The sequence below is a fragment of the Streptomyces sp. NBC_00354 genome (assembly GCF_036106915.1).
In the GTDB taxonomy this organism is placed as follows: domain Bacteria; phylum Actinomycetota; class Actinomycetes; order Streptomycetales; family Streptomycetaceae; genus Streptomyces.
This window is the reverse complement of sequence record NZ_CP107983.1, coordinates 8,037,085-8,059,870: the sequence shown is the minus strand read 5'-3', so window position 1 is coordinate 8,059,870 and position 22,786 is coordinate 8,037,085. Positions and strand designations below refer to the sequence as shown.

Below are 22,786 nucleotides of genomic sequence, written 5' to 3'. Positions count from 1 at the left end.
GCCGGCGTGCCCTGGCACCTACTCGAAGGCGTCCCCGCCGGGCGGGAGAATTCGACCGCCGGCTGCGCTGCGAGGTACTCGAACTCGTGGCCCGGCGCGCCTGGACCTGTCCGCGTCCGGTCGGCGTCCACTTCATGTCCCACACGGTGTTCGCGTCCAGCGGGCACCACGTGGTGCCCTTGGTGGCCGACCGGGCGGCGGCGGTACGCACCCGCGCGGCCTGGGTCCTGCGCGAGCTCCCGGACGACGACCCCGCGGCCCTCGACGCCCTGCGGCGCCGGGCCGCCGTGGAGAGCGACCCGACGGCCCTGATCTCCGAACTGCTCGCGGTGGGAAGGTATGCGGGATCCGGCACCGGCGCCTGGGATCCGGCGGAGGTCGCGGCGTGGCTGCGGCCGTGGCTGGACCACAGGAATGCCCACGTCCGGCCGGCGGCTGCGAAGGCGGTGCTGACGGCGGGCGTCCCCGAGGCCGTGACGGGGACCGGCCGCGCCGTGGCCCGGACGGTGTCCTTGGCCGGGGAGGACCCACCGGCGGACACGCCGTGGAATCCCGTCCGCCAGGTCTCGGTCGCCCAGTTCGCGGACTTGATGGCCCCGCACTCGCGAAAGGCGACGGCCCTGGTGCACGGACTGGCCGGCCAGCGCAGCGTGGACCTGCGGACGAAGGCTCTGCCGGCGGCGGGCATCCAGCTCGATGGGGCCTGGACGACGAGGCGGGCGTGGCCTCCGCCGCCCTGGAAGTCCTCGCCCGGGGCGGCCAGGCCGCGGCCCCGTACGCGGACCGGGTCGTCCGCTTCGTCGAGCGGTCGGGAGTCGGCGCCCAGACGCGGGACAACGACACCGCGGTGACGGCGCTGGTAGCCATGGAGGACGACCGGGCCCCGGCTCTGTACCGGGAACGCCTCGGGAACTTCCGGCTGAACGTCGGTCGGCTTCCGGGGCGTTGGGCGGCGGAGCTGCTCCCGGCCTTCCGAGCACGGCTCGCCTGGGGCCCTGAGGCCCGCGGACACGCCGTCCGCTCGCCCGGCAGCCGAGGCGCTGGGCCGCAACGGCCCGGCAGCCGCGGCGGCGGCCGGTCTGCTCGCCCGCCTCGCCACGGGCGAAGCGCGGCCGCGGCGCTTCGCCTTCGACCCCGATCGCCCGCCGAACCGCTGGCACGGCGAGCAGACCGCCGCCTGGGCCCACTGCCGGATCACCGGGGACCCGGAACTGGGCCTGCGGGTGTCCGGCGCGGCCGTACGGGCAGGGCTCGGCCGCCCGGCCCTGCGCTACCTGGCCGACCTGGGCCCCCTGGCCGCGACCCCGCGGCCGCCGCTCTCCCCACCCTCCACGCGGTGACGGCCTCGCACCGCCGCTAGGGTGGAAGCGTCGAAGCATCCTCGTGGACTAGGAACTGTGCCGGATCTTCCGAACGGCACTGGCCCGCATCGGCTGGGCCGTTTCGTTTGGATCTAGGCTCTGCAGCTGTGTTGCATACGCCGACGGTGGCCTGGGGCCTGGACCATGGGAGGGAGGGCGGCGGTGCACAACGTGCCCTGGTTGCACGTCGCTCCGGAGCAAGGCGCTCTGCCTGTCGATCTGCTGCTTCCCGTGGCTGGTAGGACGTACGTAGCCCGTCTCGACGGCCGGGAGATGCGTGACACGGACGCCGTCTTCCAGCAGTTCTACGACGGCCTGCGGCTGCCCGACTACTTCGGCTGGAACTGGAACGCCCTCTCCGACTGTCTGCGCGATCTGGACTGGCTCTCTGCGGACCACTATGTACTGATCATCGAAGCCGCGGACGAGGCCCTGCCGGGCGACGCCTCCGGACAGCGGCTGCTCTTCCAGACCCTGCTGAGGGCCGGACAGCGATGGTCCTACGTGCAGAAGCCCCAGGGCATTGAACTGGGCAGGCTGGTAGTTGTCATGGCGTGCGACGCCGCATCCGTCCCGTCCCTGAAGAAGCATCTGCGGTCATTGTTGAATGAGACGCCCTTGCCATAGGGTCCGGCCTCAGCTGACCGGGACACCGCCACCGCACGTTGGCGGCCCTTGCGATAGGCGAAGAGGCGGCGCACGAGCTCGGACGGCAGGGCGGGGTTCCCCGCGAGCCGTCCAGCACCTTGTCGAGACGGACCGGCAGGGGTGTGGCGTCCGACATGGCAAAGCGGCCATCAGCAGAGGCGCAGAGCGCACCGCTCGTCCCTCGGTCCGCGGTCGAAAAGGCCACCGGCGTGCGCTGATGCGTGATGATGTTGACTACCATCGTGGGTAGTTGACATGCGGACCGGCCTGGGGGCTTCTTGTGAATGATGCGGTCGAATTGGCGGACATGATTGCGCAGCTGCGCAGCGAGCTGAGCCGCGCGATGTCCGCCGGCGAGGAATCCGACCTGAAGTTCAAGGCGGAGCGCGTGGAACTGGAACTGACCGTGGGAGTGGAGCGGTCCACCGAACCGGGCGTGAAGGTGCGGTTCTGGGTCTTCGACGCCGGCGCCTCGGCGAAGCGCTCAACCACCGTCACCCAGAAGTTGACCCTCACACTCCAGCCCGTACGGGCGGACGCTCCCGAGCAGATGGCCCTGATCTCCGGGGACGAGCTGCTCGGTGAGCGCTGAGGCGGCCGCCGGGCGCGGTGGGCTCGACCCGCACCGCATCGCCGAGGTCATCGTCACCACCGCCGCCGGAGGCGGGCGGCGGGGCTCGGGGTACCAGGTCGGCGGCTCGGCGGTCCTGACCGCATTCCACGTGGTGGCAGGGGCGGCAGAGGTGCTGGTGCGCTTCGACGCCGACCGGCCGGGCCAGTGGGCCGCGGCGGCGGAGCTCGCCTGGTCGGATCCCGGGACGGACGTCGCGGTGCTGAGCTTCACGGCCCCGCCGGGCGCGGCGCCCGTCCCGTCCACGCGGTTCGGCCGTATCGGCGACGACCGCCATGCCGTCATAGACGTCCACGCGGCGGGCTTCCCCCTGTGGAAGCGCCGACGCGGCGCCGACGGCATGCAGTTCCGGGAACTGCACCAGGCCGACGGAACCGTGGCCGCCCTGTCCAACCTGCGCACCGGAACCCTGGAGATCACGGTCCCGGCGGCGGCCGCCGACCCCGACCCCGCGGTATCACCCTGGTCGGGGATGTCCGGGGCCGCCGTGTGGGCCGGGCGGTACCTCGTCGGGGTTGTCGCCGAACACCACCGCGGAGAAGGCCTCGGCCGGCTCACGGCGGTCCGCATCGACCACACCCTGCAGCGGGTCGCCGATGGCCCCCGGGCGCAGCTGGCCGCGCTGCTGACCATCCCCGATCACGCGGCGCTGCCGGAGGTCGGCGCCGAGCCGGACGCGCCGGGCCCGCCGGCCTCGTCCAAGGTCATCGGGCTGCCGGTCGCGCACGGCCTCGAGCTGTTCAAGGACCGGGCCGAGGCCCGGGACCTGATCGGCCGCCACCTCGCGGACCCGGGCATCCGTATGGTGACCGTCACCGGGCGCCGGGGCATCGGCAAGAGCGCGGTCGCCGCCAAGGTCATGGAGCTGCTGGAACGCGGCGAGTGGCCGGGCCACGCCCAGGCGCCGCTTCCGGCGGGCCTGGTCAACCTGAGTACCCGTACCTCCGGGGTCTCCCTCGAACGCCTCTACTTCGACTGCGCCCGCGCCCTGGGCCCCGCGCACGAAGCACGCCTGCTGGACGTCTGGGCCGCCAACCGCCCCGTGCCGGACAAGGTCGATGAACTGTTCGCCGCGATGGGGGACCGGCTCTTCGTCATCCTGGTCGACAACCTGGAGGACCGGCTCCTGGACGACGGCCGGCTCGACGACGAGGAACTCGACACCTTCTTCGACTGCCTCTTCCGGGCGCGGGGCACACCCAGGCTGTTGGTCACCTCGTCGCTACCGCTGCGCCTGCCGCCCGAACTGCGCCGGTTCGCCGCCGAGGTCGAGCTGTCCGACGGCCTGCCGCCCGCCGAATCCGTCGCGCTGCTGCGCGAACTCGACCACGACGGCACCCTCGGTGTGGCGCAGCTCTCGGACGAGGGGCTGCTGCGGGCAGCGGTCCGCGTCCACGGGGTGCCGCGCGCGCTGGAGCTGCTGGTGGGCGCCATGGCCGACGACACCCTGATGCTGCCGACGCTGGAGGACGTACTCGAGGACTTCACCCTGCGCGGTGACGTGGTCGCCGGCCTGGCCGAGGACCGCTACCAGCGCTTGGGTGCCGACAGCCGCAGCGTGCTGAACGTGCTCGCGGTGCTGCGCACCCCGGCGCCGCGTGAGGCGGTCGAGTGGATCGTCGGCGGCCTCGATCCCGCCCTCGACGTCACCGCCGCCCTGTCCGGCCTGCTGCGGATGCGCATGCTGTCGGTGGACCGGGGAACCCGTACGTATGCCCTGCACCCGATGGACGCCGACCTCGCGTACGGTGCCCTGCCGGCCGAAGGCCTGCTGGGGCGGCCTGCCTTGGAGCGGCGGGCGGCCGAGTGGTACGCGCGGATCGCCCCGGCCCGCCGGGACTGGCGCACGCTGGACGACATACAGGCCCACCGGCGGGCATTCGACCACCGGGTGCGGGCCGGGGACATGGACGAGGCGGCGCTGATCCTCGGCGCCATCGGGCAATGGATGGTGTGGCACGGCTCCGTGCTCGCTGCGATCTCGATGCACCTGACACTGGAGGAACAAGTGAACGACGACCGGGCACGTCTCGCTCACCTCATCAGCTTCGGGCACGCCCGGTTGAGCGCCGGCCCGCTGCCGCACGCGCTCGAACTCTTCACCGAGGCCGCGGAGTTGGCTGAGCGCATCGAGGACCGTCGTGTGCTCCAGGAGGCAATGTTCGGCCTCGGCGACGCGCACCGGCAGCTGGGCCGCCTGGAAGACGCGACGATCCCGCTGGCCAGGGCCGGCGCACTGGCCAGGGAGAACGGCGATGCCGAAGCGGAGGCCCACGCCGTCCTCAGCCTCAGTCTCGCCCACAGCACCCTCGGCGACGGGGAGGCAGCCCTGGCGGGCGCCGACCGGCTGGGCGAAATCGCCGCGGCCTCCGGGGACCGGCTCACCGAAGCCCGCTCCTGGAACGCCCGCTTCACGGCCCTGCTGACACTGGGCCGCTGGGAGGAGACCATCGCGGCGGGCGACCGGGCCGTACGCGCCTACGCGGCCGCGGGCGTCCAGGAGGCGACGGACTACGCGCTGAACGCCAAGGGTGTGGCCCTGCTCGCCCTGGACCGCCCCGAGGAGGCTCTGTCCTGCCTGGAGGAGGCGGTGCGCGCGGCGTCGGCCATGGAGAATCCGCGGACCGAGGGCGTCTGCCTCTACAACACCGCCTGGACGCAGTGGACCCTGGGCCGGTACGGGCAGGCAGCCGAGGCGGCCGAGCGCTCGGCCGCCTGCCTGCACCGCGCCGGGGCCGCCGAGGCCGCGGCGGCGCAGGCACTCGGCGAGGCGGCCCGCGCCAGGATGGTGCCCGCTGCGCGTGTGGCGGCCGATGCCCTGGACCGGGCAGCGCAGGGCGCCGGCAGCAACGTGGAGATGGTCCGCCCGGCCTGGCTGACCGTGCAGGCCGAGCACTTGCGCGACCACGCCTGACGCCGCGCGCCGTGCATTGCGCACCGTCAGCCGGCAACGCCGCACCATGCGTTCGGGGCGGTCAGGACAGCCGGCACGCGTGGAAGCGGTTGGAGTGGATGTTCCCGAACGACGCGGGGATCCGGGCGATGCCCTGGTCCGGGCGGATGGTCCGACTCTGGCCCCGGTACTCGGTGCTGTTGTACACGGTGACGCACCGGCCCCACAGCCGGCCGCTTCGGCGCCACGTCCCGGCAGCGTTCCACACCGACTCACCGCCGTTGAATCCGACGTATGCGGTCGTCTCCGGATACCGCGGCATGTCCTGCGAGACGAAGCTCGCCACGCCCGTGTAGTCGGGGCCGGTCCAGCCGCAGACCCAGCCGGAGGTGCAGGGCTCGGACGGGACGGGTACGGCAGTCTGCGCCGACGGGGTGGCGGGGGCGAGGGTGAAGGCGACGCAGACCGCGCAGACGGCAGCGGCGGCCGCCGCCCTCCACCTCCCCTCGCGCGGACGACGGTCGTTTCGCCGTCCTTCGGTCAGGGCGCGTACGGTCACGGGGATCACCGCCACTCTCCGGGAAGCCGCAGGCAGCGCGACGGCCTGCGGGGGCTGTTCCATCGCACCTCCGTTCCGCCTTGATCGCACCACCAGACGCCGTGTCCCGTCTCGGTCGCGACCGCCTGTGACCACCCGCTTGCGTGGTGAAGCCACACAGCTCAGGATCATGTCGGCGCCTTCGCCGCCCGCGTCAGCCGGCGACGACCAGTGCCCGTACGGGGCCGCCGATCCGTAGCCAGGCCGCGCCGTTCCGCTCCCAGACCGCCGAGCGGTCCTTGTCCAGGAGGTACAGGCGCTCCCCGCGTGCGCCGAATGCCGTTCCGGCGTCTCCGACGCGGGTCCAGGCGCCCGCACGGTAGCGCCACAGGCCGCTGTCGGCCCCGTTGGCGGCGTACAGCTCCGAGGGGCTCGCGTACAGGGCGGCCGCCGGACCTCCGACCGGGCTCCACACGCCCGCTTCACCGCTCCATTGGAACACCGCACTCCGTTCTGGGTTGAGCCCGTACAGATGCTGGTCGGTCACGACGAAGTCGGCGCCCGCGGCCCCCGCGTACGACCAGGCTTCGCCCTTCCCCCCGTACGCGAAGATCCGGCCGTCCACCGGGTCGGTGGCGAACAGTCCCGCTCCCCCACCGTAGAGACGTGCCGCCGGGCCCCCGACCCGAATCCAGGTGGCGTGCGCCCGGTCCCAGCGGTGGACGGCGCTGCGGTCCTGGGCCAGCCGGTACAGGTCCGGTCCGCTGACCGCGAACCCGGCGGCGCGGCCGCTGACGGTGCGCCAGCGGCCGGGAACGCCGCTGTAGCCGCGCAAGTCGCCGGTCACCGGATCGGTGGCGAAGACCCCGGCCGGGCCGGCGTAGAGCTCTGCCGCCGGACCGCCGATCCTCACCCATTCGGTGCCGTTGCCGCTCCACTGGACGACAGCCGAACCGTCCTCCGCGATCGCGTAGACGCCGCTGCCGGTGGCGGCCGGTACGTCGGCGGGTCCGCCGGGGGCGGTCGGCGCCGCGTCCGGGACACCGGGGCTCGGCACCCCCGGGGAGGAGGACGAGGTCGGTGGGGATGTGGTGGTGCCGTCGGAGGGGGCGCTCTGTGGCGGCGCGCTCCCCGGCGCCGGGGAGCCGGCCGGGGGCATGGAACCCGCCGAGGACTCCAGGGGGCCGGGAAGGAAGGGAGCCACCGGCTCGGCCACCGAGGGCGCCGCCCGCTGCCGGACCTGCTCCAGGGAGGTGGCAGGTACCGAGAGGGCCAGGGCGACCGCGGTGAGCAGCAGTACCCGGCGCAGTCGTCGCGGATCCCGGGCGCCTCGGAGGATGCGGGAGGGCAGCGGGAGCGCCGGCAGCTTCCGGCGCTCCCGGCCTGCCGGTGCGCGGGATCCCCGCAGTACCAGGCCCCCACGGACCGGCGCGGGGCACGGCTCCCGGAAGTCCCGGGCCTCGTCGCGCAGGCGGCTGATCTGCCGCCTGCGGTCCTCCACTTCGGTGCCGATCCGGGCCACGGCGCCCGCCAGGCCGTACAGGGCAGGAGCACGCGGTGTCCACAGGACGAGCTCCGTCCCCGGCAGGTGGGCGGCGCGGTCGTCGGGCGTTGCGTCCCCGCGCCGCTCCTCCTGCTGTGGCTCGGGTCCGGCGCTGACGGCCGGCCCGCCTTCGGCTCGGGCGATGGCGTCGTCGAGTTCCTTCTGGAGCCTCGCGGTCAGCCCCAGAAGGGTGCGTAACGCTTCTTCCGACTGGGCGAGTTCGGTGTCGGCCTGGCGCCGAGCGCGCCGAAGCATCTCCCAGGTCTCCGGAGCGGTTTCCCTTCCGCCGTCCGATCGGGCCCCGCCTTCCTCGGCCGCGCAGGCGGCGGCATGCAGTTCCCTGGCGCGGGTCCACAATTCGGCGCGGCCCCTCTCATCACGGACCCGGCCGTATATCACCCTTTTCAGGAGATCCACGGGAATGATCTTCACTCCCGAGCGGTAGTCACTCCAACTGGTCTTTCCCGCCCCGTACGACTTCGCCAACTCCCGGACCGTACGGCCCTCCGTCATGCCCCGCAGGAACACCGCCAGCGCATTCGCCTGGACGGTCTCCCCCTTCGGTTCCCCTTGCAGACGCCCCGCCCTGCCCATCCGTGCGGCTCCTCCGTGTCCGCGGGGCGCCCGGGTTTCCGACCGCCCCGTTCCGGTCGACGTACCAGCAGATCAGGTGAGGCGCCGGGCTTTCCACTGGTTGTCGGACAACCTGACGTTCCGTGGCTCGATTCCGCGCGGCTCATCCGGCAAGGGAGCGATACGGACGGCGATGGATCCGTCCCTGTCCGCGGACAATGCCGATTGTCCGCGGCTGAACTGCGATTTCCCCGATTTCTGTGGACGGACAATCGGGACGCCCGAAATCTGGGAACACCGGCGGAACCCACCCGCCGGGACAACCGGAACTCTGCCGAAAGAGACGAACACATGCGAAAGAAGCTCGCTCTGCTCGCCGTCGCCACAGCCGCGGTCACCGTGGTGACCGCCGCGACCTCGGCCAGCGCCGACACCCGCATCATCAAGGGTGCATACGTGTACTTCGACCCGTCACGGAACATGTTCGGCATCGGCGACACCGAGGGCGACGGCCGTACCGCGTACCTGGACGTCAGGGTCAACGGTGGTCCCCAGCAAACGTTCGGGAACCACAACGGCAACGGCACCTGGCGCGACGTGGGCCCCAACGAGACCGGCATTCGGGACGGAAACACCCTCGCGTGGCGGGCCCGGGTCGGCGGCGGCGCGGCTTCCGGCTGGGTGTACGAGACCGCCTGAGCCAGGGCACCAGGCGCAAGCCGCTGCAGAACACTGCTCCTGCTGCTCCATGTCGTACAAACCGAGGCGCCGAACTGTCGGTCTGCCCGGTGACCGTGTGAGGGGGAACCTTGAAATCGATCAAGAAGATCGCAGTGCGGGGTGTGCTCACCGCAAGCCTCATGCTCGGCAGCGTGGCCGTCGGGGCATCGGAGGCGTCGGCTGCCGATGCGTACGTGCCATGCCCTCCGGACTACTACAGGTGCCTCACCGCCAACACCGCACACGGCAATCTGGTCATGTGGACCAGGCTCGGGAGTGACCATCACGAGTACGCCAACTACCGGGCTGCCGGGTGGCAAGGCGACAAGGTCTGGATGAACTGGACCAAAGACAACGGCAAAACCTGGTACGAGGAAACCGAGGTGACGGATTGGATCGGCGCCACCGACATCCTCATACACGACTACTCGGACGTCTGGGACGGCAGCCCCTACAAGGTGCAGGTATGCACAGCTGACGCGTTCGGGAACTGGCTTCCCAACTGCACCCCCTGGCACTGACAGCCGGCCAGAGTTACGTGCACAGCACCCATCCGGGACGCCGAGACGGTGCCCCGGATGGGTGCTACGACGTGATGTGCCCGGCTCAACGCTCGTTTCCCTTCGCGGGGTTCTTCTCGAGCTGAGTACGTTCGGCCGTGGCGAGAGCGCCCGTGACCACGGCGCCGATGGCCAGGACGGCGACGAGGGTATTGACATAGCCCGGTACGCCCGCGGAGTAGCTGCCGCCCTCGTCGATGCGGCACAGCAGGCGCAAGGGGACGAAGTCCCCCTCGAACGCGTCCACGCGCGCCGCCCTCTGCGGTCCGCCCGCTTCCAGGCAGGCCTCGAACTGGCGCGTGTCGTCCAGGAACAAGAGGTGCAGGCATCCCCACAGGTAGAAGGCGAGGGCTCCGCACACGCAGACCAGGGCCACGTCCCGCCACTGGCCCCAGACCGTGCCCGCCCGGACGGCCCGGGCTCCGGCGCGACCCCACCCGCAAGCCCTTCTGGTCGCGACGTAGCCGCTGGTGCACGTGGTACCGGCGGGCCGGTCGAAGGCGCCCGCCCGGGGGATGCGCACGAGCCGGTCCTCCGTTCCCTGTGCCAACAGCGGGAACCTGCAGCCGCGTCTGCCGGTCGGTGGCCGCCTGGCGCTCCGTCTCGGAGGCATCGGGCGGCCCAGGCCCAGCACACCTCACTGCACCCGCACGCTGAGTTGATCCGGAGTATGCCGGGCATGGGCGCGATGCCCGGCGCCGTGCCTGCTGTCAGATTTTCACTCGAAATCAACTAGGCTGTTCCAAGCCATTTATGGGGGATTTCGTGGACATAGACATCAAGACGCAGTACGTGCGGCAGAGCGCAGGAGGAACCAACGAGGCCGCCGCCAAGGCACTGGAGAACCTTCGCCGGTCCCTCGATTCGAGCGACACGGCAGCCGATGGTCACCACGGCTGGGCCTCGGCCGCGGCGTTGAAGCGGTGCGCGACGGCCTGGGAGGACCACATGGTCGACCTGGGGAAGCAGATGGACACCATGGCCGACAATCTCCACACCACGGCGAACGCCTACGACACCACGGACGCCCAGGCGAAGGACGCCTTCAACCGGCTCCGGCACGGCCTCGCCGACTTCGGGAGGAACTGACCCGTGGTCGCCTATCACGACCTGCACGACTGCCGCGTGGACCAGTGGCAGAAGGCCGCGGACGACTGGGTCGACCTCGCCCGGCGCTCATCCTCCGCCTGCGAGGACATCCGCGCACAAGGCAAGAAGCCGCTCGACGACCACTGGGCGGACGCCACCGGCAAGACGGCCGGCAAGCGCCTGGAAGACCTCGCCGACCGCCTGGAGTCCGGCGGCGACATCATGAAGGGCGTGGCCATGGTCCTCGACGCCCTGGCCCATTCCATGGGCTTCGCCCAGCGCACCCTCTCCCACGCGATCGAGCTGGCGAACGAGCACGGGCTGGGCATCCAGGACGGCCGTGCCGTGGGCGCGTACACGGGCGCCGCCCCCGTCGGCCCGAACGTCCCGCAGAGCGTGCGCGATGCCTACTCCAAGGAGCAGGGGCATATAGCCACGGTCAACGGGCTGATAGACGAAGCCCTGCGCGAGGCCTCGCAGGCGGACGCGAAGGCCTCCGCCGAACTGGACAAGCTGGCGACGACCATCAACGTCTCCGACACCTCACGGGCGCACAACGAGATCCTCGTCGAGGCATCCCACGTCGAATTCGAGATGCTCAGGGCCGACATCCCGGTCGGGAAGGACCCGCACCTCCAGCGTGCCTGGTGGGACGGCCTGACCCCGCAGCAGCAGAAGGACCTCATGCGGGCCGATCCCGTGACCCTCGCCGACCTCAAGGGCCTGCCGCCCGAGGTCGGCCGCGAGCTCCGCGGCCCCGACGGCAAGATAGACCGGGTCGAGATGGTGCGGTACGCACTCGATCACTGGGACAAGAAGGACGACCTGAAGTTCGACAACAACTGCGCCAACTTCGTGTCGTCCGCCCTGGAGGCCGGAGGCATGCAGAAGAAGTTCGACTTCTGGACGGGACCCATGGGTGACAACACCTGGGGCAGGGAGAGCGGCCTGGGGTGGTCGTACATCGACCAACGGGTGTACCACTCCCGTTCGTGGGCGCTGGCCAAGGGCTTGCACGGTTTCCTTGTGAGCAATGGCGGCACCGAGGTCACGAAAGCGGAAGCACTCCCTGGCGACGTCATCTTCTACGAGCAGGTGGCTTCCGACCCGGCCGAGCCCCAGGGCGAGATCTACCACGCTGCCGTGGTCACGTCGGTGACCCCTGACGGCGACGTCAAATTGAGCCAGCACACCAGCTCGTTCCAGAACGTCAGTCTGGACAGCCGGGAACACATCGCCGCCAAGAACCACGGTGAGCAGCGCATCCACATCGTCCGACCGCACCCGAATTGGTACTGATGGAAACCTCCCCCTCCCCCGCCGCCGTCCACGACACCGGGCGGGCGCGCCGCGTCTCGCCCGGCATGCTGTGTGCGGCACTGCTCGTCCCGGTCGTGGCCGCGCTCGGTGTCGTCACCTCCTGGTACGTCCAGGTCATCCACGGAGACTGGGTCGACAGGCAGCAGGAAGCATGCAGGCTCATGGCCCGCCCCCTGAGCGAGTACGCCGCTGCATGGGCAGGGCCGGCCCTCGGTGTGACAGCCGTGCTCCTGTGCGTACTGCTCGCCAGGCGGATCCGTCGGCGCTACAGCCTCCGGATCTGGGAGACCTGGCCGGGGCTCGTGGCCTACATCGTGGTGTGGATCAACGTGCTGGCGATCCTCCTGGAGCTGTTCACGCTGTGGGCCACGTTCACCCCCGATGGATCGGGGTCGGTCCTGGGCGACTGCGAGTAGGAGCCACGGCGAACCGGCGGCGGCACCTTGGCACCGGCAAGGCGTCCGGGTGGCTCCGCCGAGTGTCCTACGCCTGCTCGCGGCGGCCTGCTCGCGTCCACCTGCACGACGGCTGCCGCCACGCCGTGACCGACAAGGCATTGTCCGACCTCAACTGATGGGTACCGATGGCTGCGCCGTCCTTCCCCGACACGCTCGGCGTCACCACCACCGCACGGAAGCCTGTCGTCACGTTCGGCACCGTGACGGCGGCACTGACGGTGCCGCTCCTGGTCGTGGCCGGCGTGGCCACCTCCCTGCACACGCAGGACATCCAGCACGCGTGGGCCGACCGGCAGCGGGAAGCCTGCCGGCACCTTCCCTTCCCGATGACGGAGTACGTCGCCGGGTGGGCCGGTGCGGTCCTCGGCGTGGCAGCGGTGGCGGTGTGCGTGCTGCTCGCGCGGCGGCTGCGCGGCCGGTACGGCCTCCGGCTCGGGGAGACCTGGCCGGGTCTGCTCGCCGGCACCACCGTGTGGTTCAGCGTTCTGGCCATTCCGATGGAGCTGATCCAGCTGTACGTCGTGTACTCGGCTGCCGCGTCGGGGATCAAGCTCGGCGACGGGTGTTAGGGCCTGTGTGATGTTGTGATCAGTCGGTAGATCTCACGTGCGACGTAGCGTTTGAGGCAGCGGAGTGCTTCGTGTCGGGTCTTGCCGAGCTCGACGACCTGCACGACCGGCCGGCCCGTACCCGCCGGGGCAGTGAGATCCCCGGCGGCGGCTGGAGCCGCGGTGTGCCCCCCGCCTACCTCAAGGATCTGGCCGCCTACTGGGCCGACGGTTTCGACTGGCCCTGCTCGTTCGTACAGTTCGTCGACGTGATCCGGCCGCTCGCGGAAGGCTTCCACGTCATCGTGACCTCGACGCCCGGCACCGGCTTCTCCGGTCCGCTCGGCGAGGCCGGATGGAACACCGGACGTATCGCGGGCGCCTTCGTCGAGCCGCTGGACCGGCTCGGGTACGCCGCTTACGGAGTCCAGGGCACGGGCGGCGGCGCCTGGATCGCCGCCGAGATGGGGCGCCAGGCACCCGATCGGGTCAGGAGCGGCTCGCCCGGCTGGAGGCGTTCCAGCAGGACAAGATGGGCTTCAACGCCATCCAGTCCACCCGCCCTCAGACCCTCGCCTACGGCCTCCTCCTCGCCCTGGAGCAGCCCGAGGCGTTCGTCACCGACGTCCGCGCCTTCTTCCGCGAACTCGGGTACGCCGACCCGGGCAGCGCCAGCATCAGCTGCTCGGCGCCCAGGGCCCGGACGGCGCACGCGTACGGATCGTCAGCGGCCGCCCGGCAGGCACCGTCTACCGCCACCGGGAACACGGGCGCCCGGCCCGGCGCCACGAACTGACCGACGCACAGCTCACCGACGACTCCTACGCCGCCGAACCCCTCGACCAATTTCGCTGACCTGCTCACAGCACGCGGCGCTCCGGTCCCACCGACCCACGCAAAGCCGTCTGAGAGCAGTCCGGGCGCGACGCGCTGTGCCCATCGGGCGCAGGACCTCAGGGTCAGTTGGCTCTACCGGCTGACCGCAGCCATTCGTAGGCTGAGGTCCCAGGACAGCGGTCGGAGCGGCCCTCACCTCGGGAGGTGGCGGGCGAAGAACGACCGTACGAGGTTGCGAACGGCGGGCACGGTGACGCGCGGGTCGGCCCGGCCGGTCATGGAGGCGCGACCGACGGCGGCCATCAGACCGGCCTGCTGGAGCTGGGGGACGAGGGACGCGTAGTCGGTGAAGACCCAGTGGTGGGTGTCGTCGAGCTGCTGCCGGGCGACCGGGCCACCGTGGTCGAGGAGCGCGGCCCAGGAGCGGTCCAGGCGGGCGTCGCGGAAGCCGTCGGTGCCGGCCAGGAGCAGCGGTCGGTCCGTCGCCTGCCGGGCCACCGGGAGGAGTTCGCCGTCCATCTGGTCGAGATAGCCCTCCAGGTTGACGGCGGCGGCGATCCGCCGGTCCTCGTGGAGCGCCTGTGCGACCGCGGTGCCGCCTGCCGAGTGGCCGTAGGCGCCGACGTGGTCGAGGCCGAGTGCGTCGAGGACGAAGCGGAGGTCGGCGACCCGGGTGTCGGTCATGGTGCGGAAGGTGGCCGCGTCGGGTGGTCCGGTCAGTACGGTCTCCCGGACCCGTCCGCGGTCCGGCCGCTCGTCGGGGAACTCCACCTCGCTCGCGTCTCCGGGGTGGTCGACGGTGATGACGGTCCAGCCGTGCGAGGCGAGGTCCACCGCGAGGGAGCTGCCCATCGTACGGGCGTCACCGCCGCCGGGGCTGTAGAGCAGCACGGGGCGCCGGCCGGGCAGGGGCTCGGCGCCGGCTCGTGCGTGGGTGAGGGTGGCGGCCCAGTCGACTCCGGTCGGCGGCAGCGGTGGGTGGATCCGGTGGGCCAGGTCGGCGAAGGACTTGGCGGCGTCCGGGGTCATCTGCGAAGCGCGCGGGGAGCGGTGGCCGGGGACGGCCGGCCGCAGGACGGTGACCATGAGCTCGCGTACGCCGATCCTGGAGTCCCAGGGGTCGTTGCGGGAGGGGTCGACGAGGTGGAGGGTGCACCCGCCGACGGGGTACGGCCCGCTGGGCGCCGGCAGACGCAGGTGCAGGCGCGGCGCTGCGTCGCGGACGGCGGCGGAGGCCGGGGCGGAGCCCAGCAGCAGGGCGGCGGTGCCGGCGAGGGCGCACTTCGCGAGAAAGCGGCGGCCGGGTGTGAAGGAAGAGGTCATGGGCGGCATCCTGGGGGCGGGCGCTGGGCCGGGGCGAAGCTTGCGGCCAGGCCCGAAAGGCTGGCGCGGAGCAGGGGGATGTGCGTGATCCGGATCCATTTCACGGCGGACGATTTCACCCGGGTGCGGTTCGCACCGCGGCCCTCGCCCGTGCCCGAGCTGCACGCGGCGCTGCTGATGCTGGGCGCCCCGCACGAGGCGCTGCTGTTCGGTCGCTGGCGGAGCAGGCTGCAGCGGAACCTGCCGAGTGCGGTGGAGCCGCTCGCGGACCTGGTGCCGGATGGTGTGGCCCCCGCCTTCCTCGACGTTCTCGGCGACACGCTGGACGAGGGGGTCGCGCTGGTCAGGGCGGCCCGTGCCGAGTTCGTGCGGGCCGGGATCGAGCAGGTGTACGCGCGACGTCCGGCACCGCCGTGGATTCGCGCCCTGCACGGTGGGGACGCCGGCGCCTGGCGGACGCTTGGACGGGCGCAGAGGGCGGCGTACGAGACGGTTCTCGCGCCGGTGTGGCCGCAGGTCCAGAGCCTGCACCGGGCGGAGTTCGCCCGCCATGCCCTGGCCGTCGCCGAACAGGGCCTCGGCGCCGCGCTGACCGGCCTGGCCCCGGGGCCACGGCTGCGTGACGCAGTCTGGGAGTGGCCCCTGGCGGGCGCCCCGGGCGGGCGGGAGGTCCGGCTCAGCGGGCGCGGGCTGATCCTGCGGCCGACCTTTCACTGGCGTGGCGGCCCGCTCATTCAGGACCTGCCGGACCGTCCGGTGGTGTTCACCTACCCGGCGGGCCCGGAGCTGCCGCTCCTCCCCGACGGGGGCGACGCACTGGGCGAGCGCCTCGCGGGAGTCCTCGGGCGCACCCGGCTCGCCCTGCTGTGCTCCTTGGACCAAGCCCGTACGACCACGGGACTGGCACGCCGTATCGGCGTCAGCAATGCGACGACCTCCGCCCATGCCGCGGCGTTACGCGCCGCCGGTCTCCTCACCACCACCCGCACGGGCCGCTCGGTGCACCACCAACGGACGGCCCTGGCGGAGCTGTTGCTGGCCGGCGGCACGGCCGACGACGAACCACCTCGGTGCTCTCCCGGCAAGCCCCTCGGTGCCTTCACAACCCGGAACATCACCTGACCGCGGAAGCGGTTGCCTCCGAGACCGTGCACATCCACCTTATGGAATTTGAGCGCGTGCCATGGGTTTGTTGACACCGCCCATGAGCTGAGATGAGCATCTCGCACATTGGGACAGTGTTCAATCGACCAGCTTGCTCCAAGCCGGCCTGCGCCAAGGCCTCGAGACATCGGCATGTGACGTCAGGCAGTCGAACCGCCAGGTGCGTGAAGAGTCCGGCGGACGGCGTTGCGCAGCCAGTGATGGCCTTCGTCGGCGGCGTGGCGGGGGTGCCACGCCATGCCGATGGTCAACGGCGGCAGAGGCAAGGGGATGTCGAGGAGGCGAAGCCCCAGAGTGGTGGCGGCGTCGGTGAGGGGGGAGGGAACGCCGCCGGGGGGTGCGGTGGGGACAAGGCAGACGATGTCACTGCAGGCAGCGAGAGTCATCGCGGCCATGTGGCTCGGGAGGACGACAGCGACTCGTCGACGGAGGTTCAGCTCGGCCAGAGCGGCGTCCAGAGGACCGGTGAACCGGCCACGGCGGCTCACCACCACATGATCGGCGGCAGCGAGCCGGTCCGGGGTCAGGGTCCCTTCGGCGAGAGAGTGGCCGGGCCGGACGGCCGCCGCCATCCGAAGGGTGACCAGTTCTTCGATCCGGGTCTCGGGGTCCACGTGGTCGATGGACCCGATCTCCAGGTCGATCCGGCCGTCGCGCAGCGCCGGTCCGGCTTCCAGTTCCTCGGCCCGGAACCGCAACGAAATCCCCGGCGCCTCCTGCCGGGCCAGCCGCAACATCCCCGGGGCCAACGCCGCACCGACCAAGTCGGCCGCCTGGAGGGTGAAGGTGCTGCGCAGGACGGCGAGATCAACTCCGGCGCCGGGAGCCAGCAGCGCTCCCAGGCGGCGCACCACCGCCGCCGTCTCCTCGCGCAGAGCCTGGGCACGGGGAGTGGGGACCATGGTCTGGCCGGCCCGGACCAGCAGGGGGTCCTGGAGGATGCGCCGCAGCCGGGCGAGCGTGCGGCTCATGGCGGCCGGCGACGTGTGCAGGCGGGCAGCGGCACGAGTGACGCTCTGCTCGGTCAGCAAAGCGTCCAACGCGACGGCGAGATTGGCGTCGATGACAGGCTCTGCACTGCTGCTCATAGGCATTATTCCATTTCAGGCAATGATCCCGTGCTCAAGTTCCCATTGTGGCAACTCCTTGGTCTTTCACAGGATGAGGGTCGTCCCGATCCGCACGACCCATGAGGTTTCCATGATCGTCATCACCGCTCCCACCGGGAACATCGGCAGTCACCTGCTGTCCCTGCTCCTGGAATCCGCCCCCGCTCACGAGGAGCAACTACGCGTGGTCGTACGTGACCCCGCCCGGCTGCCCGACGCGGTGCGCGACCTCGTCGAGGTGATCACCGGCTCGCACGGCGACGCCGAGGTCGTCGACCGCGCCTTCGAGGGCGCCGACGCCGTGTTCTGGCTCGTCCCCCCGGACGCATCCCTGACCCCCGAGGACGCCTACTGCGGCTTCACCCGGCCGGCCGCGAAGGCCCTCGTCGCCCACGGCGTCGGCCACGTCGTCGGCGTCTCCGCGCTCGGCCGCGGCACCTCCGTCGCCCACCGCGCCGGACTCGTCACCGCTTCCCTCGCCATGGACGACCTCATCGCCGGCACCGGCGTGGCCTACCGCGCCCTGGCCGGCCCGTCCTTCTTCGAGAACCTTCTCGAGGACGCAGACTCGATCCGAGAGACGGGCGTCTTCACCGACGCCATCGATGCCGACTGCAAGGCCCCCCGCGTCGCCGTCGCCGACATCGCGGCCGTCGCCGCCGACCTGCTGCGCAACCGCTCATGGTCCGGCAACGACAGCGTCCCCGTACTCGGACCCCAGAACCTTTCCCCCAACGACCTGGCCCACATCATGACCGAACAACTCGGCCGCCCCGTCCGCTACGAACGCCAGCCGCTCGACGAGCTGTACACCGACCTCCTCGGCTACCGCCTCAACGAGGCGTTCGCCCAAGGCGTCGTCGACATGAAAAGAGCCAAGAACGAGGGCCTCGACGCAGGCGTCACCCGCACCCCGGCCACCGTCTCCCCCACCACCTTCCAACACTGGTGCGCCCAGACCCTCAAGCCCGCAGTTCTTTCGGGAGGCGCCCGTCATGCCCGCTGAGAACACCACACCGCCGGTCACGGCGTTCATGCTCATCAAGACCCTGCCCGAGTGGCTCGCCATGACCCCCCGGGAACGCATGAACGCTTTCACCACCCAGGTCGTCCCCGCGATCGAAGCCAGGACCACCGGCGTCCGCTCACGCTTCTACGACACGGAGTTCTACTCCACCCGCGTCACCGACGTCTGGGTCTGGGAAGCCGATGACCACGACGCGTATCAGCTCCTCATCGACGCACTGCGCGAAACCCCGTTCTGGGACCGCTACTTCAAGGTCGTCGACCTCCTCGTCGGTACCGAGAACGGCTACGCCCGCACCTACGGCCTCGAGGCCGTCACCACCATCACGACCTGACACACCACCCGGCCCACGACGCCGAATGCCGCCCTGCAGCGGGGTTTCCGGTTCCGGTGTTCCATCATCGGCCCGCCACCGGGCCCGGTGCAGGGTCAGCCCCCGGGCAAGGAGGCGGGCCGCGTTGCCGCCGAGGACCATGCGGCGACCGCCGGATCGGCGACGGCGGCCTCGACCGTGTGCCGCGCCGCGGCCACGTCTCCGTAGGGGGTGTTCGACCCGAACAGGCAACGCTCGGGCAGCTCACGGACCGCAGGCTGCCGGCAAACATCGCGTCTGCCGCGATCACGGCAGTCGGATCGCCAACGAGGTCGTTCCTGCGTCGTGCCGCCCTGGCGGGACGACGGCCAACGCATCGACCATGCGCGCCGCTTGCTGGAGACCACCGACTGGCCCGTCGACCGCGTCGCCCATCGGGCCGGCTTCGGCACCGGCGTCTCCCTGCGTCAGTACTTCCACGCTGCCGTCGGCGTCACCCCGCAGGCATACCGCCGCACCTTCCGCCCCGTCCCCGCGGCTGTACCCGATCGCCTGATCGGAGCACCGCCGAATCCGGTGAGGACGCGTGCACCAGTCCGGCGCATCATCCACGGATGAGGGAACTAGGACGGAATCTGACCTGGTTCGGTCGTACCGTCGTCACGGCAGCAGGAATCAGGCAGAGAGGACGTACCGATGAAGCACACCGCGCCCGAGGGCTACACCAGCGTCGCACCGTGGGTCGTCACCGACGACACCGGTGCGCTGCTCGACTTCATCACCGCGGCGTTCGACGGCGAAGAGCTCGCTCGGGTACCCCTCGAGGACGGCACCGTCGGCCACGGCGAGATCCGCATCGGCGACACGGTCGTCCTGGCCTTCGACCGCCGGCCCGACTGGCCGGTGATGCCCGCGCTGCTGCGCCTCTACGTCCCCGACGCGGACGCGGCGATGGCCGCTGCCGTGGCGAACGGGGCAACGGTGATCACTGAGGCCGCCGACAGCGCGTGGGGCGACCGGGGCGGCAGGGTGCGCGACCCGTTCGGCAACATCTGGTGGGTGTCGAGCCGGGTCGAGGACATCGCACCGGACCGGGCCTGGCAGCGGATGTCCCAGCCGGAGTACGCAGAGTCGATGCGTATCGCCCAGGAAACCCTGGACGCCGAACTCAGCGGGCGGGAGGCCGGGGTGGCCAGCGCCCCACAACACCCGGCCTCCTGATCCTCTTGTCCGGCCGGGCATCGGCGAACGTGGGGGCGCACCCCCGTCGACGACTCCCTTGCGCCGCCGAGGCCGCCGGCCCCGCGTGACGGAGCGCTCCACTCGGCGGCGGTCAGATGATCGTGCTGATCACCCACCGGCTTCACTCCCACGACGCGCTGTCCGCCAAGGACCTCACATGACGGCCGACAGCGTGCCGCCGCTGCTCGTGGACGGCGACGCCGAGGACGGGGCTGCCGCCCGCGGCGAAAGCCTGCCGGGCGTGGAGCAGGCGCTGGGCGCGGTCGGCGTGCGATGGATCGAGCAGCACCGGGCGAGCCGCGAGGGGATCTGGCCGGCGTCGGACCACCTTCATCCAGGCCTGGTGCGGAACTGGGCCACCGAGCCACGGACGCACCGCCGTATGGGAACTCCCTTGGCGAGGCCAGGGCCGGCGGCGGCCTCGCGCGCGGTGCGGTGGCACTGCGACGCCTGAGATCGGCTGCTCAGCTGAGCGCGAGGAGGCTGACGGCGACGGCGGCGGTGCCCAGGCCGATGAGCTGGCTGCGGTGGATGCGTTCGGCGAGGACCCGGCGGGCGAGCAGGACCGTGGCGGCCGGGTACAGGGCCGTGATCACGGCCACGACGGCGAGGTCGCCGCTGCGGGCGCCGAGCAGGAACAGCAGGTTCGCCACCGAGTCCAGCACGCCTGCGGCGGCCGACATCACGTAGGCGGGCTTCTCGGATCCCAGGCGGCGGCGCATCACCGCCGCCGCGGCCAGGGTGACGGCAGAGGAGACGGCCCGGCCGACGATCAGCGGGCCGACACCGCTGCCGGACGGGGCCTGGTCCAGGAAGATCAGCTGCAAGGCGATGGCGGCGCCGGCGCCGAAGGCGAGCAGCAGAGCGGGCCGGGCCGGGCGGGCCGATCCGCCGCCGGGGCCCGCGCTGACCAGCACAACCGACGCCAGCGCGAGTGGTAGCCCGACCGAGGCCGCAAGCCCCAGGTCCTCACCCTGGGCCAGGCCCACCCCGACCGGCAGTACGGCGGAAACCACGGCCGTCACCGGTGAGAGCACGTTCATCGGGCCCATCGCCAGGGTTTTGTACAGCAAGGCGAACGCGATCGCCGAAGCCAGCCCGGAGGCGGCGCCCCAGGCAAGAGTCCGGGTGTCGAAAGACGCCCCGAGAAACGGCCACAGCAGCAGCTCCACCGCCAAGGAGGCCGGCGCGGCAACCATCACCGTGCGCAGGACGTGCGCCTTGCGTGAGCCCAGGCCGCCGAGGAAGTCGGCGCACCCGTAGGCCAGGGAACTGCCCAGGGCCAGCAGCAGAGCGATCACAGTACGCACACCCTTTGGGGTCTCAACGAAACACCCGAACCGTACCCATGAGCGAGCGAGCTGCTCATAGGACAGTACGGCGGCACAACGCACGGCCGTACTCCGTCAGGGGGCTTGACAACCGACCGCTGGGTCTTTGCCCGGCTGCGGCTACTCGGCCTGTAGCGCGGCCAGTCGTTGTTCGAACGGCACCACCTCGAAGCCGTCGGCCGGATGCACCGACGTGATCGCCCCTGTCAGGGAGCGGGGTGCGATCGCAGTGGTGGTGTCGACGTCCGGGATGACGTCCCGCGTGGCGGGCGCCATGAAGCGTGCCAGCTCCGCGCCCGCACGGGCGATCCGTTGCGCCAAGCCCTCGTCACCCCAGTCCTGCGAGGCTGCGTACACGGCGGTCGGAAGGACGAGCGCACGCAGGTAGCTGAAGAGCGGGCGCAGAGCGTGTTCGGTGACCAGGGAGTGCCGGGCGGTGCCGCCCGTCGCGCCGAGGAGCACCGGTTTCCCTGTGAGGGCGTCCTTGTCGATGATGTCGAAGAACGATTTGAACAGGCCGCTGTACGACGCCGCGAACACGGGAGTCACGGCGACCAGGCCGTCTGCGGCTGCCACCGCGTCGAGCGCGGCGGCCAGCCGGACGGGCGGGAATCCGGTGACGAAGTGCTGGGCGATCTCCGTCGCCAGGTCCCTCAGTTCGATCACTTCGGGCCCGGCATCCACGTGACGCAGTGTCGCGGCTGCGAGCCGGTCGGCGAGCAGCCGTGTCGAGGAGGGCGAGCTCAGTCCTGCCGATACGACGACGAGCTTCATGCCTGCGTCTCCTCCTTCGAAGCCTCCCGGGCGGCCGCGACACGGGCCGAGTGCGTCGGGGCGTCGGGCACGCCGGCCGGGCGCAGGTTCGCGAACTCCTTGCGCAGCACCGGCACGACTTCCTCGCCGAGCAGGTCGAGCTGCTCCAGGACGGTCTTCAGGGGCAGGCCCGCGTGGTCCATCAAGAACAGCTGGCGCTGGTAGTCGCCGGCGTAGTCCCGGAAGGACAGGGTTCGCTCGATGACCTGCTGTGGCGAGCCGACGGTCAACGGGGTCTGCGAGGTGAACTCTTCCAGGGACGGGCCGTGGCCGTACACCGGCGCGTTGTCGAAGTACGGACGGAATTCGCGCACGGCGTCCTGCGAGTTCTTGCGCATGAACACCTGGCCGCCCAGCCCGACGATGGCCTGCTCGGGGGTGCCGTGCCCGTAGTGGGCATAGCGCCGGCGGTACAGGTCGACCATCTGCCGGGTGTGGGACGCCGGCCAGAAGATGTTGTTGTGGAAGAAGCCGTCGCCGTAGTACGCGGCCTGCTCAGCGATCTCCGGGGAGCGGATCGAGCCGTGCCATACGAAGGGCGCCACGCCTTCGAGCGGGCGTGGGGTGGAGGTGAAGGACTGCAGCGGCGTACGGAACTTGCCCTTCCAGGTGACGACGTCCTCGTCCCACAGGCGGCGCAGCAGCGCGTAGTTCTCGATGGCGAGGTCGATGCCGTCGCGGATGTCCTTGCCGAACCAGGGGTAGACCGGGCCGGTGTTGCCGCGGCCCATCATCATCGAACCGG

23 protein-coding genes and 3 pseudogenes are annotated in these 22,786 nt (G+C 71.3%); 18 read left to right on the top strand and 8 right to left on the bottom strand.

What is annotated here, in order from left to right:
* The first annotated feature begins 134 nt into the window (after nucleotides 1–134).
* The 4 genes from OHT74_RS37000 (at nucleotide 135) to OHT74_RS36985 (ending at nucleotide 5,554) form a co-directional block, all read left to right on the top strand.
* The gene (locus OHT74_RS37000) at nucleotides 135–851 is read left to right on the top strand and encodes a hypothetical protein (protein ID WP_328622689.1); all 717 of its coding nucleotides are present in this window, start codon (nucleotides 135–137) and stop codon (nucleotides 849–851) included.
* Between the two features lie 741 nt (nucleotides 852–1,592).
* A complete protein-coding gene (locus tag OHT74_RS36995; protein WP_328622688.1) occupies nucleotides 1,593–1,988 on the top strand; it encodes a barstar family protein in 396 nt (131 codons plus the stop codon).
* A 319-nt stretch (nucleotides 1,989–2,307) separates the two neighbouring features.
* The gene (locus OHT74_RS36990; RefSeq protein WP_266670979.1) at nucleotides 2,308–2,601 is read left to right on the top strand and encodes a trypco2 family protein; all 294 of its coding nucleotides are present in this window, start codon (nucleotides 2,308–2,310) and stop codon (nucleotides 2,599–2,601) included.
* Nucleotides 2,591–5,554, top strand: coding sequence for a tetratricopeptide repeat-containing serine protease family protein (locus OHT74_RS36985; RefSeq protein ID WP_328622687.1), 2,964 nt, complete (start codon nucleotides 2,591–2,593; stop codon nucleotides 5,552–5,554). The genes OHT74_RS36990 and OHT74_RS36985 overlap by 11 nt, the downstream gene beginning before the upstream one ends.
* Before the next feature lie 61 nt (nucleotides 5,555–5,615).
* Here OHT74_RS36985 and OHT74_RS36980 read toward each other — a convergent pair whose 3' ends face one another.
* Nucleotides 5,616–6,155 (bottom strand): peptidase inhibitor family I36 protein, encoded by a 540-nt coding sequence (locus OHT74_RS36980; protein ID WP_266670976.1) that lies wholly within the window; start codon nucleotides 6,153–6,155, stop codon nucleotides 5,616–5,618.
* A 130-nt stretch (nucleotides 6,156–6,285) separates the two neighbouring features.
* Nucleotides 6,286–8,208, bottom strand: a complete 1,923-nt coding sequence (locus OHT74_RS36975; RefSeq protein WP_328622686.1) for a hypothetical protein — start codon at nucleotides 8,206–8,208, stop codon at nucleotides 6,286–6,288.
* Between the two features lie 330 nt (nucleotides 8,209–8,538).
* Between OHT74_RS36975 and OHT74_RS36970 the strand changes: the two genes are divergently transcribed.
* Both OHT74_RS36970 and OHT74_RS36965 read left to right on the top strand, forming a co-directional pair.
* Entirely contained in the window at nucleotides 8,539–8,886 is a 348-nt protein-coding gene (locus OHT74_RS36970) for a hypothetical protein (RefSeq protein ID WP_266670972.1), read from the top strand.
* 110 nt (nucleotides 8,887–8,996) lie between these two features.
* Nucleotides 8,997–9,428 carry a hypothetical protein gene (locus tag OHT74_RS36965; protein WP_328622685.1) on the top strand — a complete coding sequence of 144 codons (432 nt, stop codon included), beginning with the start codon at nucleotides 8,997–8,999 and terminating at the stop codon, nucleotides 9,426–9,428.
* An 85-nt stretch (nucleotides 9,429–9,513) separates the two neighbouring features.
* Here the strand turns inward: OHT74_RS36965 and OHT74_RS36960 are convergent, their stop codons facing one another.
* Complete coding sequence (locus OHT74_RS36960; RefSeq protein WP_328622684.1) at nucleotides 9,514–10,017, bottom strand: hypothetical protein; 504 nt, start codon at nucleotides 10,015–10,017, stop codon at nucleotides 9,514–9,516.
* Nucleotides 10,018–10,232: 215 nt separating this feature from the next.
* On the opposite strand from OHT74_RS36960, the gene OHT74_RS36955 reads away from it, so the two are divergent.
* From OHT74_RS36955 to OHT74_RS36930, 6 genes and pseudogenes are all read left to right on the top strand, one after another.
* Nucleotides 10,233–10,556, top strand: a complete 324-nt coding sequence (locus OHT74_RS36955; RefSeq protein ID WP_328622683.1) for a type VII secretion target — start codon at nucleotides 10,233–10,235, stop codon at nucleotides 10,554–10,556.
* 3 nt (nucleotides 10,557–10,559) lie between these two features.
* A complete protein-coding gene (locus tag OHT74_RS36950; RefSeq protein WP_328622682.1) occupies nucleotides 10,560–11,855 on the top strand; it encodes an amidase domain-containing protein in 1,296 nt (431 codons plus the stop codon).
* Nucleotides 11,855–12,292 carry a hypothetical protein gene (locus OHT74_RS36945; protein ID WP_328622681.1) on the top strand — a complete coding sequence of 146 codons (438 nt, stop codon included), beginning with the start codon at nucleotides 11,855–11,857 and terminating at the stop codon, nucleotides 12,290–12,292. The genes OHT74_RS36950 and OHT74_RS36945 overlap by 1 nt, the downstream gene beginning before the upstream one ends.
* 167 nt (nucleotides 12,293–12,459) lie before the next feature.
* Nucleotides 12,460–12,903, top strand: coding sequence for a hypothetical protein (locus OHT74_RS36940; RefSeq protein WP_328622680.1), 444 nt, complete (start codon nucleotides 12,460–12,462; stop codon nucleotides 12,901–12,903).
* Between the two features lie 71 nt (nucleotides 12,904–12,974).
* A pseudogene (locus tag OHT74_RS36935) lies at nucleotides 12,975–13,064 on the top strand (hypothetical protein); the annotation flags it as partial.
* Nucleotides 13,065–13,414: 350 nt separating this feature from the next.
* Nucleotides 13,415–13,678: a hypothetical protein gene (locus OHT74_RS36930; RefSeq protein WP_328623504.1), complete on the top strand. Its 264-nt coding sequence runs from the start codon at nucleotides 13,415–13,417 to the stop codon at nucleotides 13,676–13,678.
* Nucleotides 13,679–13,911: 233 nt separating this feature from the next.
* Here OHT74_RS36930 and OHT74_RS36925 read toward each other — a convergent pair whose 3' ends face one another.
* Nucleotides 13,912–15,042 carry an alpha/beta fold hydrolase gene (locus OHT74_RS36925; protein ID WP_328622679.1) on the bottom strand — a complete coding sequence of 377 codons (1,131 nt, stop codon included), beginning with the start codon at nucleotides 15,040–15,042 and terminating at the stop codon, nucleotides 13,912–13,914.
* A gap of 84 nt (nucleotides 15,043–15,126) precedes the next feature.
* Between OHT74_RS36925 and OHT74_RS36920 the strand changes: the two genes are divergently transcribed.
* Nucleotides 15,127–16,164, top strand: a complete 1,038-nt coding sequence (locus OHT74_RS36920) for an ArsR family transcriptional regulator (protein WP_328622678.1) — start codon at nucleotides 15,127–15,129, stop codon at nucleotides 16,162–16,164.
* A gap of 182 nt (nucleotides 16,165–16,346) precedes the next feature.
* Here the strand turns inward: OHT74_RS36920 and OHT74_RS36915 are convergent, their stop codons facing one another.
* Complete coding sequence (locus tag OHT74_RS36915) at nucleotides 16,347–17,294, bottom strand: LysR family transcriptional regulator (RefSeq protein ID WP_443047633.1); 948 nt, start codon at nucleotides 17,292–17,294, stop codon at nucleotides 16,347–16,349.
* Between the two features lie 112 nt (nucleotides 17,295–17,406).
* Here OHT74_RS36915 and OHT74_RS36910 point away from each other — a divergent pair, with 112 nt between their 5' ends.
* The 5 genes and pseudogenes from OHT74_RS36910 to OHT74_RS36890 all read left to right on the top strand — a co-directional run bounded on the left by OHT74_RS36910 (nucleotide 17,407) and on the right by OHT74_RS36890 (nucleotide 20,351).
* Nucleotides 17,407–18,321, top strand: a complete 915-nt coding sequence (locus tag OHT74_RS36910) for an NAD(P)H-binding protein (RefSeq protein WP_328622676.1) — start codon at nucleotides 17,407–17,409, stop codon at nucleotides 18,319–18,321.
* On the top strand, nucleotides 18,311–18,676 hold the full coding sequence (locus OHT74_RS36905; protein WP_328622675.1) for a darcynin family protein: 366 nt from the start codon (nucleotides 18,311–18,313) through the stop codon (nucleotides 18,674–18,676). Before OHT74_RS36910 ends, OHT74_RS36905 begins: the two co-directional genes overlap by 11 nt.
* A 268-nt stretch (nucleotides 18,677–18,944) precedes the next feature.
* Nucleotides 18,945–19,273: pseudogene (locus OHT74_RS36900) on the top strand (helix-turn-helix domain-containing protein); the annotation flags it as partial.
* Nucleotides 19,274–19,351: 78 nt separating this feature from the next.
* Nucleotides 19,352–19,876 (top strand): VOC family protein, encoded by a 525-nt coding sequence (locus OHT74_RS36895; RefSeq protein ID WP_328622674.1) that lies wholly within the window; start codon nucleotides 19,352–19,354, stop codon nucleotides 19,874–19,876.
* Nucleotides 19,877–20,054: 178 nt separating this feature from the next.
* Complete coding sequence (locus OHT74_RS36890; protein WP_328622673.1) at nucleotides 20,055–20,351, top strand: hypothetical protein; 297 nt, start codon at nucleotides 20,055–20,057, stop codon at nucleotides 20,349–20,351.
* 10 nt (nucleotides 20,352–20,361) lie between these two features.
* Here OHT74_RS36890 and OHT74_RS36885 read toward each other — a convergent pair whose 3' ends face one another.
* From OHT74_RS36885 to OHT74_RS36875, 3 genes and pseudogenes are all read right to left on the bottom strand, one after another.
* Complete coding sequence (locus OHT74_RS36885; protein ID WP_267003202.1) at nucleotides 20,362–21,198, bottom strand: EamA family transporter; 837 nt, start codon at nucleotides 21,196–21,198, stop codon at nucleotides 20,362–20,364.
* A 150-nt stretch (nucleotides 21,199–21,348) separates the two neighbouring features.
* Nucleotides 21,349–22,002: a CE1759 family FMN reductase gene (locus OHT74_RS36880; RefSeq protein ID WP_328622672.1), complete on the bottom strand. Its 654-nt coding sequence runs from the start codon at nucleotides 22,000–22,002 to the stop codon at nucleotides 21,349–21,351.
* A pseudogene (locus OHT74_RS36875) lies at nucleotides 21,999–22,778 on the bottom strand (CE1758 family FMN-dependent luciferase-like monooxygenase); the annotation flags it as partial. The pseudogene OHT74_RS36875 and the gene OHT74_RS36880, both read right to left, overlap by 4 nt.
* Nucleotides 22,779–22,786: the final 8 nt, after the last annotated feature.